16 protein-coding genes and 1 riboswitch are annotated in these 15,668 nt (G+C 34.4%); of the genes, 11 read left to right on the top strand and 5 right to left on the bottom strand.

Annotated elements, in window-relative coordinates; translation table 11 throughout:
• Position 1 precedes the first annotated feature (1 nt).
• The 3 genes from lmrD (at position 2) to IAE51_RS06185 (ending at position 3,702) form a co-directional block, all read left to right on the top strand.
• The gene (gene lmrD / locus IAE51_RS06195; protein WP_003131686.1) at positions 2-1,996 is read left to right on the top strand and encodes a multidrug efflux ABC transporter LmrCD subunit D; all 1,995 of its coding nucleotides are present in this window, start codon (positions 2-4) and stop codon (positions 1,994-1,996) included.
• Positions 1,997-2,172: 176 nt separating this feature from the next.
• A complete protein-coding gene (locus tag IAE51_RS06190) occupies positions 2,173-3,438 on the top strand; it encodes a UDP-N-acetylglucosamine 1-carboxyvinyltransferase (protein ID WP_200094991.1) in 1,266 nt (421 codons plus the stop codon).
• Positions 3,439-3,483: 45 nt separating this feature from the next.
• The gene (locus IAE51_RS06185) at positions 3,484-3,702 is read left to right on the top strand and encodes a YdbC family protein (protein ID WP_003131683.1); all 219 of its coding nucleotides are present in this window, start codon (positions 3,484-3,486) and stop codon (positions 3,700-3,702) included.
• 31 nt (positions 3,703-3,733) lie between these two features.
• On the opposite strand, the gene IAE51_RS06180 is transcribed toward IAE51_RS06185, so the two are convergent.
• The gene (locus IAE51_RS06180; protein ID WP_223848608.1) at positions 3,734-4,510 is read right to left on the bottom strand and encodes an Rgg/GadR/MutR family transcriptional regulator; all 777 of its coding nucleotides are present in this window, start codon (positions 4,508-4,510) and stop codon (positions 3,734-3,736) included.
• A gap of 249 nt (positions 4,511-4,759) precedes the next feature.
• Between IAE51_RS06180 and IAE51_RS06175 the strand changes: the two genes are divergently transcribed.
• A complete protein-coding gene (locus IAE51_RS06175) occupies positions 4,760-5,410 on the top strand; it encodes a hypothetical protein (protein WP_200094989.1) in 651 nt (216 codons plus the stop codon).
• 1 nt (position 5,411) lies between these two features.
• Complete coding sequence (locus tag IAE51_RS06170; RefSeq protein WP_012897173.1) at positions 5,412-7,124, top strand: ABC transporter ATP-binding protein; 1,713 nt, start codon at positions 5,412-5,414, stop codon at positions 7,122-7,124.
• A gap of 30 nt (positions 7,125-7,154) precedes the next feature.
• Here IAE51_RS06170 and IAE51_RS06165 read toward each other — a convergent pair whose 3' ends face one another.
• From IAE51_RS06165 to thiT, 4 genes are all read right to left on the bottom strand, one after another.
• Entirely contained in the window at positions 7,155-7,511 is a 357-nt protein-coding gene (locus IAE51_RS06165) for a DUF3397 domain-containing protein (RefSeq protein ID WP_200094987.1), read from the bottom strand.
• A 23-nt stretch (positions 7,512-7,534) separates the two neighbouring features.
• Positions 7,535-8,083: a biotin transporter BioY gene (locus tag IAE51_RS06160; protein WP_200094985.1), complete on the bottom strand. Its 549-nt coding sequence runs from the start codon at positions 8,081-8,083 to the stop codon at positions 7,535-7,537.
• Positions 8,084-8,193: 110 nt separating this feature from the next.
• Positions 8,194-8,670: an aminoacyl-tRNA deacylase gene (locus IAE51_RS06155; protein ID WP_003131680.1), complete on the bottom strand. Its 477-nt coding sequence runs from the start codon at positions 8,668-8,670 to the stop codon at positions 8,194-8,196.
• 92 nt (positions 8,671-8,762) lie between these two features.
• Entirely contained in the window at positions 8,763-9,311 is a 549-nt protein-coding gene (gene thiT / locus IAE51_RS06150; RefSeq protein ID WP_200094983.1) for an energy-coupled thiamine transporter ThiT, read from the bottom strand.
• 46 nt (positions 9,312-9,357) lie between these two features.
• Positions 9,358-9,457: riboswitch (TPP riboswitch) on the bottom strand.
• 581 nt (positions 9,458-10,038) lie between these two features.
• Here thiT and IAE51_RS06145 point away from each other — a divergent pair.
• From IAE51_RS06145 to IAE51_RS06120, 6 genes are all read left to right on the top strand, one after another.
• Positions 10,039-10,899 carry a MetQ/NlpA family ABC transporter substrate-binding protein gene (locus tag IAE51_RS06145; RefSeq protein WP_010905280.1) on the top strand — a complete coding sequence of 287 codons (861 nt, stop codon included), beginning with the start codon at positions 10,039-10,041 and terminating at the stop codon, positions 10,897-10,899.
• A gap of 143 nt (positions 10,900-11,042) precedes the next feature.
• The gene (locus tag IAE51_RS06140) at positions 11,043-11,903 is read left to right on the top strand and encodes a MetQ/NlpA family ABC transporter substrate-binding protein (protein ID WP_033900421.1); all 861 of its coding nucleotides are present in this window, start codon (positions 11,043-11,045) and stop codon (positions 11,901-11,903) included.
• A gap of 116 nt (positions 11,904-12,019) precedes the next feature.
• Positions 12,020-12,880: a MetQ/NlpA family ABC transporter substrate-binding protein gene (locus tag IAE51_RS06135; RefSeq protein ID WP_010905281.1), complete on the top strand. Its 861-nt coding sequence runs from the start codon at positions 12,020-12,022 to the stop codon at positions 12,878-12,880.
• Between the two features lie 18 nt (positions 12,881-12,898).
• Positions 12,899-13,759 (top strand): MetQ/NlpA family ABC transporter substrate-binding protein, encoded by an 861-nt coding sequence (locus tag IAE51_RS06130; RefSeq protein WP_003131672.1) that lies wholly within the window; start codon positions 12,899-12,901, stop codon positions 13,757-13,759.
• A gap of 103 nt (positions 13,760-13,862) precedes the next feature.
• Positions 13,863-14,969 (top strand): methionine ABC transporter ATP-binding protein, encoded by a 1,107-nt coding sequence (locus IAE51_RS06125; protein WP_003131670.1) that lies wholly within the window; start codon positions 13,863-13,865, stop codon positions 14,967-14,969.
• Positions 14,969-15,664: a methionine ABC transporter permease gene (locus IAE51_RS06120; RefSeq protein WP_003131669.1), complete on the top strand. Its 696-nt coding sequence runs from the start codon at positions 14,969-14,971 to the stop codon at positions 15,662-15,664. The genes IAE51_RS06125 and IAE51_RS06120 overlap by 1 nt, the downstream gene beginning before the upstream one ends.
• Positions 15,665-15,668 lie beyond the last annotated feature (4 nt).

The raw sequence follows: 15,668 nt of genomic DNA, 5'->3' as shown, positions 1-15,668 counted from the left end.
CATGGAAAATACCAAATCAACAAGAAAAATGTCTGACACCACACGTGCCATCCGATTTTTTTACCTCTATCTGAAAAGATATAAACTCCAATTTGCTGTAATTATGATTTTCATCATTTTAGCAACTTGGTTACAGGTTGTTTCTCCATCACTTTTGGGGGACGCCATCACTAATTTGACTAAATATGTGACTGACTTCTTTACACATCAACATGCTGGTCAATCCCAAGATGCACTACAACAAATTGCTCAACAATTAAGCCAACAAATGCACCAAACAGTAGATTGGCACAATGTTCCTGAAGTTGTGAAATCTTTGCCACAAGCAGCACAAGACCAAATCACTGCTAATCTTCCTAAAGGAACAACTTTAGAAACACTTAAAACAGTGGCAACTTCACATGCAGCCAGCACTTCTACATTCATGAAAGGAATGTGGCAATTGCTTGCAGTTTATGTAGCAACAGGTGTATCAATGTTGATTTATACCTTGCTCTTTAGCCGTATCGTTGCTCATTCAACAAATCGCATGCGTAAAGGTTTGTTTGGTAAACTTGAACGTTTGACAATTTCATATTTTGACCGTCATCAAGATGGTGATATCCTTGCTCGTTTCACATCTGACTTGGATAACATTCAAAATACTTTAAACCAAGCACTCGTTTCAGTTATTTCAAATGCTGCGGTCTTTGTGGGTGTCATTATCCAGATTTTCAATAAAGATGTGACATTTGCTTGGTTGACAGTTGCCGCTTCTCCAGTTGCTATTTTATCTGCTGTGATTATCATTCGTCAATCGAAAAAAGCAACAGACAAACAACAAGAAGAAGTTTCACAACTTAATGCCTATATGGATGAAAAAATCTCTGGGCAAAAAGCAATTATCGTTGAAGGTTTACAAGAAGATTCTATTAATGGATTCTTGGAACACAATGAAAATGTTAAAAAACGTACCTTTGCTGCTCAAGCATGGTCTGGTATGATTTTCCCATTGATGAATGGTTTCCAACTTTTATCAATTGCCATTGTTATCTTTGGTGGAACGGCCTATGTTCTTAACGATGATAGCATGTCAATTGCCACAGGTTTAGGGCTTTTGGTTGCCTTTGTTCAATACGTTCAAAGTTACTACAACCCAATCATGCAAATTTCATCAAACTTTGGTCAACTTCAACTTGCCATCACAGGGGCAACTCGTCTGAATGTCATGTTTGATGAACCAGAAGAAGTTCGTCCTGAAAATGGTAAGAAATTTGATACGATTAAAGACGGAATTCAAATCGAAAATCTTGATTTTGAATATCTTCCAGGAAAACCAGTCCTCAAAAAAGTTAATATTGATGTTAAAAAAGGACAAATGGTTGCCCTCGTTGGTCCAACTGGTTCAGGTAAAACAACAGTTATGAACTTGATGAACCGTTTCTACGATGTTAATGGTGGAGCAATTAAATTTGATGGAACTGATATTCGTGAATTTGATTTAGATAGCTTGCGTTCAAATGTCGGAATTGTTTTGCAAGAGTCTGTTCTCTTTGATGGAACGATTGCTGATAATATCAAGTTTGGTAAACCAAATGCTACTCAAGAAGAAATTGAAACAGTGGCTAAGACAACTCACATTCATGATTTCATTGATAGCTTACCTGACAAGTACGAAACACATGTTTCAGATGATGAATCAGTCTTCTCAGTTGGTCAAAAACAACAAATTTCTATCGCACGTACCATTTTGACAAATCCAGAACTTTTGATTTTGGATGAAGCAACTTCAAATGTGGATACAGTAACTGAACAACAAATTCAATGGGCGATGGAAGCTGCTATTGCTGGTCGTACTTCATTCGTTATTGCTCACCGTTTGAAAACAATTCTTAATGCAGATAAGATTGTTGTTCTTAAAGATGGTGAAGTTATCGAAGAAGGAAATCACCATGAACTCGTTGCTCAAGGTGGCTTCTACTCTGAACTTTATCACAATCAATTTGTTTTTGAATAAGAGATTATTCAGTTAAGCCATGGAAAATAAAATCACAGTTAAAATTTTAGCTGTGATTTTTTATTTAGATAAAAAAGTCTATGAAAAACTACTATAAAATGTTAAAATAGAGAGCGGTTCTTAAAAATATAATTTTTTTAAGACAATAAAAATGTGAAAAGTGATTTTGAAATAATATGAAAAAAATAGTAATTAATGGTGGGAAGCGTATTTCAGGAACCATCCCAATTTCTGGCGCAAAAAATTCAGTAGTCGCTTTGATTCCAGCAACTATCTTAGCTAACGATGTTGTAACGCTTGAAGGAGTTCCAGATATTTCTGATGTCGCAAGTTTAGTCGAAATCATGGAAATCATGGGAGCAAAAATTGAACGAAATCTTGAAGAAGGACGACTTGTGATTGATACACGCAGTGTTGTTTCTCGTCCCCTTCCTTATGGAAAAATCAACTCTTTACGTGCTTCTTATTATTTCAATGGGGCACTTTTGGGACGTTTTGGTCAGGCAACAGTAGGCTTGCCTGGTGGCTGTGATTTAGGCCCTCGTCCAACGGATTTACATGATAAAGCCTTTAAAGCTCTAGGGGCTAAGAAGATTCAAGAAGAAGAAGCTGAGCACTTAGAAGTGATTGGTGATTCGTTAGTTGGAACAACCATTTATATGGATGTTGTTTCTGTTGGGGCAACAATTAATACTATGCTTGCTGCTAGTCGTGCAAAAGGTTTAACTATCATTGAAAATGCTGCCCGTGAACCTGAGATTATTGATGTGGCGACACTTCTAAATAGTATGGGCGCACAAGTTCGAGGAGCTGGGACTGACATTATCCGCATTACTGGAGTGGATGAAATGCACGGTGCTCAACATACGGTGATTCCTGACCGTATCGAAGCGGGAACTTATCTTGCCTTAGCAGCTGCTATGGGAGATGGTGTCATCATTGAAAATGTTATTTATGAACACTTGGAATCTTTCATTGCTAAACTTGAAGAAATGGGTGTAGGTTTGACCATTCGTGAAGATAGTATTGAAGTTCATAAATCAGAAAATCTAAAATCAGTCAATATTACTTCTGTTCCTTACCCAGGGTTTGCGACGGATTTGCAACAACCAATTACACCACTTTTATTGAAAGCAAAAGGTCGTGGTTCAATTGTTGATACGATTTATCAAAAGCGTGTCAATCATGTCCCTGAATTAGCTCGTATGGGTGCTAATATTTCTGTTTTAGATGATCGAATTATTTATGACGCTCCCAATGAATTAACTGGTAGTTGTGTTCAAGCAACTGACTTACGTGCTGGTGCGGCTTTGGTTACTGCTGGAATTATTGCCAGTGGAACTACAAAAATCTCTAATATTGAGTTTATCCTACGTGGTTATGACCACATTATTGAAAAATTGACTGCTGTTGGTGTAGATATTCAATTGATTGAAGAGTGACAAAAGTGATTTATTTTCGTATAGACTAATGAGAAAGGAAATAAGATGGCTGATAAATTAAAATTTGAAATCATTGAAGAATTGATTGTTCTCTCTGAAAATGCAAAAGGTTGGCGTAAAGAATTAAATCGTGTTTCTTGGAATGATGCTGAACCTAAATATGACATTCGTACTTGGTCACCTGACCATGAAAAAATGGGTAAAGGAATTACTTTATCTGAAGAAGAATTTGGTGTTCTCTTAAAAGAATTAGGAAATAAATAAAAGCCCTGAGATTTCAGGGCTTTTTAATTTTTTAATGCTCGGTCTCAAGAGAGTTGAAAAGTTTAAAGACTTCGCTATAGGAATTTAAAAGAGAAGAGGCCTCATGATTCTCAGGATTTATTTTCAACTCATATAATGCTTTCAAATAGACCGTAGTTACTTTTTCGTAAAAAAATAAATCACTCTTAGTATGTGACTCAAGATATGTAAAAAGCAAGGGGAGAGAATCTAAAAAATTATTTTCTATAAATATGGGAATGAGGCGAAGAATTATCTTAAGAATTTTAGGACTGATAAAGTCTAAATATTCATCTTCAGCGGATATAATTTTTTGAATTAATTGCTCTTGTGTTTTATTATCAAGGAGAGAAAGACAAGAGCTATACAGATAAAGTTCATAGGCACAGAATTTATTAATTGAAAGCAGATATTCTTTTAGATAGAGAGTATCTTTTTTATTTACTTGAATATTAGGGTCAATCAGATGAAGTTGGGATTTGATTTGGATAATATTGAGTTTGTGACATTTTATACTGGGGTGAAGCGTAAGCAAGTCGGTCTCTATTTTAAGGAGCTGATGAAGTTTTTCTTTATCTTCAATTTCAAATTTTTGACAAAAGTCATAATTAAAAAGAGGGCCTTTAGATAAGTTAGAAAAATAGGCTTCATGATAAAATTCCTCAAGACTGACATTGATTGCCTTAAGACTACTAAGAAACTTTGTAAGCGTCATGTCCGTTTTCCCTCTTTCAAATTTGGAAATTTGAGCATAAGAAATATCTTCGCTAGCCACTTCTTTAATTTCCATATTTTTAAATTTTCTCAGCCTTCTAAAGGTTCTTCCTAAGTTAGTATCCATAACTTTCTCCATATGTTCATATATGATTATTTTTGTTTATTTAAAGCGTTGACTTTAATGTTAATAATATTATATAATAATTTCATAATTTTCAGTTAATTAAAGTCTTTTGATTTTATATATTGAAAGAAGGTGGGTCCAATGCAATGCTTAAGATTATAGTATAACCGAAAAAATAAAAGTATGGAGGAAAAATAGATGAATTATATAGATGGAAAAGCTATTGGTAGCCATGAAGTATATTTAAATAAACTTGGGAGTGCTACACTTAATGCTACTTATAGAGTCACTTATGTTAGCCAAAGTTCAAATTCTGCAACAGTTATGGTAAATGGAGAATTATTAGACTTGAAAGTTGGCACAATTATTTATGAGGGGCAATTTATCAGTACGAATTCTTCGCACGTGGAAATCATCAGTAGCATGAATCAATTATATAGATTAGGAACAGAAAGTGAATTTTGTATCGAAAATACGGCTGAGGGTATGTTGCCAGTAGTTTTTGGAAAGGTTTATCGTAAATTTTTACGTGGAATTCCAGAATTTATTTCAGGTGGAAAATATCGTACAAGTTGTTGGAATGGTATGGAAGAAACAGCTATCTTAAATTTGGACGGAACCAAAGATGAGTATTATAGTTTTGAAAATGCTGTAAATATTTATGAGTATGATGAAGCAGGGCGACAATTTCAAATTGCTCATATGGAGCCATTTACTAAAATGATTCTTTCATTTGATGAGAGTAGTAAAATGAGACAAAGATATAAAGTTTCTAGTGTTTTGGAAATGACTAATAGGGAGATAGATTGGATTTACAATGTCTTTGTGAAGCCTATTAACTGGAGATGATATGAGAAAATTTAAATCGTATTTTTTGTTGCTTTTTGAGGGATTGAAAACTTTTTCTAAAGCGAGTAGGTGGGGGACTTTTGTGCTTGTTATTTTGGTTCCGATTGAAGCACTTGTTCCGACAGGGATTATTTTTTCTATTCAAAAAGTAACAACCGAACTGGCTAAAGGTTCGGTTTTTTCGATGAGTTGGGGAATTTTTTGGGCAGTTTTGCTTTTGATCTCAAATATTATTCCGCCAGCGACAACGGCTATTTCAGGTTATTTGACGGACGTCTTGATTGCAAACATTAATCAAAAATTAATAGATAAAGCAAGTGAAATCAAGTCATTGGAAGTTTTTGAAAATGATGAATTCTATAATGATGTGGAAACAGTTAGGAGTGAACTTTCTTGGCGACCAGTAAATTTAATTGTTTTCACGCTTTCCAATGTTCGTTATATTATTTCTTTACTTTCTTTGCTTGTTTTACTTTTTAACTATACTTGGTGGTTACCTTTAGCAATCGTGATTGTTTTAGTACCTCAAAGTTTAATTCATTATCGAATTCAACAGGAGGCTTTTGAAACTTTGGTAACAAGGCGACCAGAAGCACGTAAGATGAATTATCTACTAGAAATTGCCTTAAATCGTGATTATGCTAAAGAGAGTCGTCTTTTCAATGTTTTTGATTTTTTGAAGAAACGGTATTGGAAACTCTTTTACACGGTACATAAGGAAGAAAATCGGATACGCATGCGACAATTTGGAATTGCTTTGATTTTTATTATTATAAGTTCACTTGTATCAATGTTCGCTTTTATTTATCTTGTATTTCAAGTTCGTTCAGGTAAATTATCTCTTGGAATTGTCGTAGGTTTTGCTTCAAGTTTGGTTGCAGCAATTTCGGCCTCGAATGGCCTAGTAGAGGAATCTGACCTGCTTTATGATACTTTGATGTGGTTGGAGAAATATCTTAAATTGATGAGAAAGTCATTCACTGAATCCGGCTATAAAAGTATTACTGAAATCAATCAAATTAGTTTAGATAATGTATCCTTTGCCTATCCAAAAGAAAATCAAAAAGTTCTTAAAAGTATTTCTCTTGGGATTAAAAAGGGGGAAAAAATCGCTATTGTAGGTCAGAATGGTTCCGGGAAATCAACCTTATTGAAATTATTAGCTGATTTATTTACTCCGACAAGTGGTCAGATTTTAATTAATAATGAAGATTTAAGAGAAATAAAGCATGAAGACTACTGGGCAAAAATTTCTCCTGTATTTCAGGATTTTTCAAGATTTAAATTTTCTGTCGGAGATTCTATTAGTTTTGAAGAGAAAACAGGAGTTGATGAAGCTTTACAATTTTCAGGATTGCCTGATTTGAATTCAGAACTTCAATTGGGCAAGGAGTTTGGTGGAACTGATTTGTCAGGAGGACAATGGCAGAAGTTAGCAATTGCTAGAGCTTTTTATAAAAATAATGTGGAACTGTATCTTTTTGATGAGGCTAATAGTGCACTTGATGTGCACAGTGAAAAACAACTCTATCAAAAATTGATGGAGCTGTCTGCTGGAGCAACAGTAATTTGGATTACTCATCGAATGACTTCAGTCAAATTATCTGATAAAGTTATCTACTTAGATAAAGGCAAGGTATTAGGGTTTGATTCTCATGAAAATCTGTTAAAAAATGAAAACTATGCGTCTTTGTATCGAGAACAATTTGAATAAAAAAACTGCTCATTACAATCGGGCAGTTTTTTAATGGGTAAATGTTATCACAATAAGGATAAGATAAATAATCAAAGTAATAAAGAAGGTCAAGCGCCACCAGAGTTTTAAAAAGCGACGATAGGTAAATTGTTTATAATAAAGCAAATCAAGCAACAACAAAACAAGCGCTAAGCCAGAAATGATTAGCAGGTAGTATGGAATGATGCTGATACTTGTAACATTTTTAGAAAAAATTTGCATCCCTAAGATGAGAAATAGTGTAAAAACATCTGGAATTTTTAGTTTGCGATTGGTTAAGTGACGAAGTCTAAAAAACTTGAAAATGAAAACCAATGCAATAAAGACAATAAGGGGATAAAGCGCCATAAGTACTTTTATAAACATAGACTAATTGTATCGGTTTTGCCTTAGTTTGTAAAGTATTTATTTGTGTGAGAAAGTGCACGAATAAGTGCTAAGCCAAAGATAGTAACAAGGACAGCTTTAATAAATTCAACAATGACAAATGGTGTGAATCCAAGCTTTAAGGCCAATGACCAGTCGACATTGGTAAAAAATTTGAGCCACAATGTTCCGATAACTAACATAAGCAGGTGTCCTACAATATTTATGATAAAAGCAGGGATGGTCTTATAATTAATTTGATGAAGGCCAAAAGAAATAAGGGTTCCCATTATTAAAAAGGCAATTAGAAAACCACCTGTTGGACCAAAAAGAACCGCAATTCCTGATGTCCCTCCAGTGAATACGGGAATTCCAATAAATCCTAGCAGGAGATAGAGTAAGATAGCAAAAAAAGTTTCACGCGCTTTTAGTACTGTGGCAACAAGTCCTACGGCAAGTGTTTGTAAGGTGACGGGCACAATACCAATTGGGATAAACAGAGGAGAGAGAACCGCAATAATTGCTGCACCAAGAGCAATTAGGGTTAAAGAATATAATTTTGTATTTTGCATTAAGAATCCTTTGTTTTATGTATAAAATAAAATATACTAAAAAAGAAGAATTTTTGCAAACTCTTGCTCTAATAAACAAAAAATTACTGACAGAAATTCTGTCAGTAATTTTATTCTCTAATTTCGACAAATTGAGCATGAACAAAGTCAGCGAGAACTTTAGGAGCGATTTTTATGCTACGCCCAACTTCGCCAGCTGAACAAACGATAAAGTCGTGCTCTAAGGCAATAGAATCAATAAAAATTGGGAATTTTTTATTTTGCCAAATCCCTACAGGATTATTTGCACCGTGAATATAACCTGTCGTTTTTTGCAAGTCTTTTTGAGGAATCATGCTTACTTTTTTATTGCCCGAAACTTTGGCCAATTTTTTTTCTGATAAATGCTCTGTCAGTGGAAGAATACCAATGACAGGACCAGTTTTATCGCCGATTAGTGCTAGGGTTTTATAAATATCACTGCGACTGATATCCACAGGGAGGCTATTACTTTCTAAAGCGTTAATTGCAAGTCCAGTATGCTCAATTTTTGCCTTATCAAGAATTTGTTCTACAAGTGTTTTCTTTAATTTTTGCTTTTTAGACATAGCTTTATTATAGAAGAATTTATGCTGACTGACAAGATAAAGTAATTTTACTGACAGATTTTATTTTTTGTAAAAGTTACTGACAGATTTTATTAGTAATTGCTATAAATGAAAAGTTTGGGGAATTTTTTGACGAAAATGATCAAAATGACAAATGCAGCAATAGCAGTAAAAATTGCACTGATTCCATTGACAGCAAGAGAATAAGCCACGGCTCCCCAGCCTTTCCAAGCGTATTGGCTCCAGAAAATGATTCCGGCAATAAAATGGAAGAAGTATTTAAGAAGAACAGCAACAAAAGTTCCCAAAAGAACTGGTGCAAGTTTTAGAGGGACTGTTTTTTGGCGGAAAAGTCCAGCAATTCCAAGTGAAACAGGGGCGATGAGATATTCAAGGAAGGCTTGAGACAAGGTTAAAATATAAGCGTGCCCAGTAATCATTGACAGAATTCCCCAGATTAATCCACCGACAAGTCCAGCTGTTAGGCCGCGACGAAAACTGAGAATAAGAATTGGGATACAGGCGATTTCAACAATAATCCAGCAATAAACAGTATTTGGAATAAGGCTGATGATGAAGGCGAGTGCCGCCATGAAGGCAATTTCCGTTAACAAACGGACATTGAACTTAGAATTAGACATAAAAAAACTCCTTTTTGATGCGCACAAAAGGAGGGTTAGAAATTAGACATTTGTCTTAACACATTCCTACGCTGGCATTACCCAGATCAGGTCAGATGGTATTTCTCGCTACTGACAGTTTTGTCAATAGACCCATTGTGCAAATATTTATTTTTACTCATTAAGTTTAGCACATTTTAAGTTGAAAAGCATTTTTTTAAGATTGTTAATCTATTTTATAAATTAAACTTAAAAAATATTTAAGGCAACATAAAAAATCAATAATTCAAAAAAAACGAAAGTCTGTTAGAATAAGTCTATACACAAATTCGGACAAAATAAAAGCGGTCGAGTAAGTAATTGTGAAGGTCAGCACAGAGAGCTTGTAGCGGTGAGAGCAAGCCTGAGTGAAGCAATGAAAATGGCTTGATAAGCGTAGCAAGAGTAAGGTTTAACTAAGCTCTTGACGGAATGGTTCTCGTTATTGAACTTGAAAGTTGCCTTTGGAATCTGAAAATTTTCAGTGAACTAAAAAGTGCTTAAATCAAGAATGGTACCACGATATAGCTCGTTTCTTTATATGAAATGAGCTATTTTTATTTAGCATGAGCGCTTTATCTTGAAGAATTTGTTTAGATTTAGAAAAATTAACAGGTGCACGGTTAATTTTTCTAATAGATGTAAAAGTTTATCAAAAGGGGAATAATTGATTTTGAAAAATAAATCAATTAGAAAAAAGGGAGAAGAAATGAATCCAAGAAACAGAAATATTTTAATTGTCGTTATTGTTGTTGTAATTGTTGCTATCGCTGCATTTTTCGGTTTTAATCATAAATCTGGTGAAAGTAAAACGGCAAATAAAACTGTGAATATTGGAATAATGACAGGAACAAAAGAAGATGATGCCATTTGGTCAACTGTTTCTAAAACAGCTAAAGATAAATATGGAATTACTTTAAAATTCACTCATTTTACAGATTATACACAACCAAATACAGCTTTGAAAAACGGCGATATTGATTTGAATGCCTTCCAACATTATGCTTTCTTGAATGCTTGGAATAAAGCTAATGACGGTGATTTGAAAGCAATTGGTAATACAACAATTTCACCAATTCGTCTTTATTCTAAAAAAATTACTTCATTGAGCCAAATTAAATCAGGAGATACAATTGCAGTACCTAATGACGCTTCAAATGAAAGTCGCGCACTTTATGTCTTGAAGAATGCTGGTTTGATTGGCCTTTCTGTATCAGGTGACACACTTGCGACGGTCAAAGATATTAATTCAAATCCAAAAAATTTGGTCATTAAAGAATTAGATGCGGCACAAACACCGCGTGCGCTTGATTCAATTACAGCGGCAGTAATTAATGACGATTTTGCAACAACAGCAAAATTAACGGTTGAAGAGTCTATTTACACTGAACCTGTAAACAAAGATAGCGAGCAATGGATTAATATTATCGTTGCAAATAAAAAAGATGCTAATAACAAAATTTATAAAGAAGTTGTCAAAGCCTACCAAACTGAAGCAACGAAAAAAGCAATTGAGAAAGCTTATCCTGATAAGAGAAAAATTGCTGCTTGGGGATTGAAACTCGACTAAGTAATTTCGTTAAAAAGTAACGGTTAGGTGAAAACTTTGGAAATTTCTACTTTAGAAATTTCTGCCTTAGGGCTAATAAATTTTACTGACAGAAGACTCAAACTGATTACGAACGGTTTGGTCAGTAGAAATTGGAGAAGATTATGAATCCTAGAAATCGTAATATAATTATTGGAATAATTGTTGTTGTTATTGTAGCTATTGCTGGATTTATCGGCTTTGGTCAAAAATCTCAAGCAAATAAAACGGTAAATAAAACAGTGAAAATTGGGATAATGACAGGAACAAAAGAAGATGACAGCATTTGGCAAACGGTATCTAAAACTGCTAAAGATAAATATGGAATTACTTTGAAATTCACACACTTTACGGATTATACTCAGCCAAATACAGCATTGAAAAATGGCGATATTGACTTAAATGCCTTTCAACATTATGCTTTTTTAAAAGCATGGAATAAAGCAAATAATGGCAATTTAGTGGCGATTGGGGATACAGTGATTTCGCCAATCAGCGTTTACTCAAAACAACTCAAAAATATTTCAGATATCAAAGAGGGTGGAACCATTGCGGTACCAAATGATGCTTCTAACGAAAGTCGTGCCCTTTATGTCTTGAAGTCTGCGGGCTTGATTAAATTGGATGTTTCTGGTCAAACACTGGCGACGGTCAAAGATATCACATCAAATCCAAAAAATTTGGTCATTAAAGAACTTGATGCTTCACAAACTGCGCGTGCTTTAGATTCAGTCGATGCAGCAGTTATCAATAATAATTATGCCGTTACTGCTGGTTTAAAGAAATCTGATGCCATTTTTACAGAACCAGTTAATAAAGATAGCCAACAATGGATTAATATTATTGTTGCTAATAAAAAAGACGAAAACAACACTGTTTATAAAGATGTTGTCAAAGCTTATGAAACAGAAGCAACCAAAAAAACTATTGCTAAAGCTTATCCGGACAAGAGTACAATTCCTGCTTGGGGCTTGAAATTAAAATAATTGTTTTTAATACTCAAATAAGTCTCTCTTCATTGAGAGACTTATCGTTCAAAGAAGGTCTGGACACTTGTGAAATAGAATATTTTATAAGTATTCAGTAGAATTTGGGGAAAAATTTGAATCCGAAAAATAGAAATATTATTGTTGCACTTGCAGTGATTATCGTTGTTGCTTTGGTTGCTTTCTTTAGTTTAAATCATCAAGCAAGTAAAAAATCAACCGCTCAAAAAACAGTTAAGGTTGGAATCATGAGTGGGGACAAGCAAGACCAAGAGGTTTGGAAATCAGTAGCTAAAACCGCCAAAGAAAAATATGATTTAAAGCTAAAATTTGTTTATTTTTCTGATTATAATCAACCTAATGAAGCACTTCTTTCGGGAGATATTGATGTCAATGCCTTTCAATCTTATAATTATGTGAAAACTTGGAATAAAGCACATAAGAGTGATATTGTGGCAGTAGGAAATACTTATATTACCCCAATGCACATTTATTCAAAAGAAGTCAGCAAATTGTCAGATTTAAAAGAAGGGTCAACCGTTGCAATACCAAATGATGCTTCAAATGAAAGTCGGGCATTGTTCGTGCTCCAAAGTGCAGGTTTGATTAAATTGACAACAAGTGATTCTAGCAAATTAGTTGGCTTACCAGATATCACAGAAAATCCGCATCAATTGAAATTCAAGGAAGTGGATGCAAGCCAAACACCGCGTGCGCTTGATTCTGTTGCTTTGTCAGTGGTTAACTATAATTATGCAACTGCAGCTAGCTTACCAAATTCTGAATCTGTCTATATGGAACCTCTCAACAAAACTTCTGCTCAGTATATTAACTTTATTGCTGCGACAAGTAAAGAAAAAAATAATAAAGTTTACAAAGAAGTTGCCAAGGCTTATGCTTCAAAAGCGACAGAAAAAGCAATCAAAGAACAATATCCAGATGGCGGAGAATTGCCAGCTTGGAACTTGAAACTTTGAAAATGAAAGGATTTATTTATGAATCCAAGAAATCGAAAAATTCTTTTTGGAAGTTTGCTTTTGCTGGTTATTATCGTTGGTTTAATCACTTTTACTTTAAGGCAAGGAAAAAGCAAATCTACTTCTGTCAGTAAAATCGTAAAAATAGGTTTGATGCCTGGTGGGAAACAAGAAGATGCCATTTGGAAACAAGTTCAAAAAAATGCAAAAGACCAATTTGGGATTACTTTAAAATTTGTCAATTTTACTGACGGAGATCAGCCCAATAAAGCTTTGGCTAACCATGAAGTGGACCTCAATGCCTTTCAACATTACGCTTACTTGAAATCATGGAATAAAGCTAATAATGGAAATATCGTATCAATTGGTGATACAATTATTACGCCGATTCATTTGTATTCGACAAAGTATAAAAATGTGACGGAAATTCCTGATAAAAGTACGATTGCTATCCCAAATGATGTTACCAATGAAAGCCGCGCCCTTTATGTTTTAAAAAATGCAGGACTCATTAAACTTGATACTTCTAGGGGAGCATTAGCAACGGTTAAAGATATCAGAGATAATCCGAAAGGCTTAATTATCAAAGAAATTGATGCAAGTCAAACCCCACGTGCGCTTGATTCTGTTGCTGCAGCAGTCATTAATTATAATTTTGCTATTTCAGCAAAAATTTCGGAGAAAGAATCAATTTATCAAGAACCTTTAAATGAAGATTCAGCTCAATGGATTAATTTTATTGCGGCAAATCAGTCTGATAAAAATAATAAAGTTTATAAAGAAGTGGTCAAAGCTTATGAGCAAAAAAATATCGCTGATACCATTAAAAAAGAATATCCAGATGGTGGAGAACTCCCCGCTTGGAATTTAAAATTGTAACTAAGAAAACTCGTCAGAGACGAGATTTTCTGTCAGTACTGACAAAAGAGAAAATAACTTTGTCAGTACTGACAGAGAATGAAAAAAGATAAAGGAAAACAATATGACAGCAATTATTGAATTAAATAATCTTTCTGTACAATTTCATCAGAAAGGACGATTAGTCACAGCAGTAAAAGATGCTACTTTACACATTGAAAAAGGGGATATTTATGGAGTAATTGGTTATTCTGGGGCTGGTAAATCAACTTTGGTCAGAACCATTAATCTCCTTCAAAAACCGACCAAAGGTCAAATTGTGATTAATGGTGAGAAGATTTTTGATAGTGAAAATCCTGTAAAATTTACTGGCGCGAAATTACGTGAGTTTCGTCAAAAGATTGGGATGATTTTTCAACATTTTAATCTTTTAAGTGAAAAAACCGTTTTTAATAACGTGGCTTTTGCTTTACAGCATAGCCAAATCGAAGATAAAAACGGGAAAAAACGTTATCTTACAAAAAAAGAAAAAACGGATAAAGTGACCGAATTATTAAAATTAGTTGATTTAGAAGAGCTTTCTGATAAGTATCCAGCTCAGCTTTCTGGGGGACAAAAACAAAGAGTTGCTATTGCGCGTGCGCTTGCTAATGACCCTGAGATTTTGATTTCAGATGAAGGAACATCAGCACTTGATCCAAAAACAACCAATCAAATCTTAGATTTACTTAAATCTCTTCATGAAAAATTGGGAATCACAGTTGTTTTAATTACACATGAGATGCAAGTGGTTAAGGAAATTGCTAATAAAGTAGCTGTTATGCAAAATGGTGAAATCATTGAACAAAATTCATTAATTGATATTTTTGCACAACCTAAAGAAGCTTTAACAAAACAATTTATTGAAACAACAAGTTCGGTCAATCGTTTTATTGCCAGTCTTTCTAGAACAGAACTTCTGGCACAATTAGCAGATGACGAAGAATTAATTCACTTAGATTATTCAGGTTCAGAGCTTGAAGACCCTGTGGTTTCTGATATTACGAAAAAATTTGATGTAACAACCAACATTTTCTATGGTAATGTTGAGTTACTTCAAGGACAACCTTTTGGTTCATTAGTTTTGACCTTAAAAGGTTCAAGTGAACATCGGGCTGCCGCAAAGGCATATTTTGTTGAAAGACATTTAAAATTTGAAGTTTTAGGTAAAATTGAAAGGACGGTAGACTAATGGCAGAATGGTTTGCACATACATTTCCTAATGTGGTTTATTTAGGATGGACAGGTGAGACGGGTTGGTGGACAGCAATTGTTCAAACGCTTTATATGACATTTATTTCAGCACTTATTGGTGGTTTATTGGGATTGATATTTGGAATTGGTGTTGTGGTGACTGCTGAAGATGGAATTACACCTAATCGACCATTATTTTGGATTTTAGATAAAATTGTTTCTATCGGACGGGCTTTTCCCTTTATTATCTTATTAGCAGCAATTGCTCCCTTGACTAAAATTTTGGTGGGCACGCAGATTGGTGTTACTGCGGCTTTAGTTCCATTGGCTCTAGGAGTGGCTCCTTTTTATGCCAGACAAGTTCAAGCTTCGCTTGAGTCTGTTGACCATGGAAAAGTTGAAGCAGCTCAAACGGTGGGAGCTGATTTTCTCGATATTGTTTTCACGGTCTATCTTCGTGAAGAATTAGCTAGTTTAATTCGTGTTTCAACCGTTACTTTAATTTCCTTGATTGGTTTGACTGCAATGGCTGGTGCGATTGGAGCTGGTGGACTAGGAAATACGGCCATTTCTTATGGATATAATCGCTTTGCCAATGATGTGACTTGGTTTGCAACCATTTTAATCTTGATTTTTGTTTTATTGGTTCAGCTTGTTGGTGATTTCTTAGCTAGACGGGTTTCACATCGATAATTTA

This window comes from Lactococcus sp. S64 (assembly GCF_016516525.1).
Classification (GTDB): Bacteria; Bacillota; Bacilli; order Lactobacillales; family Streptococcaceae; genus Lactococcus; species Lactococcus lactis.
This window is presented reverse-complemented; position numbering and strand designations above follow the sequence as displayed.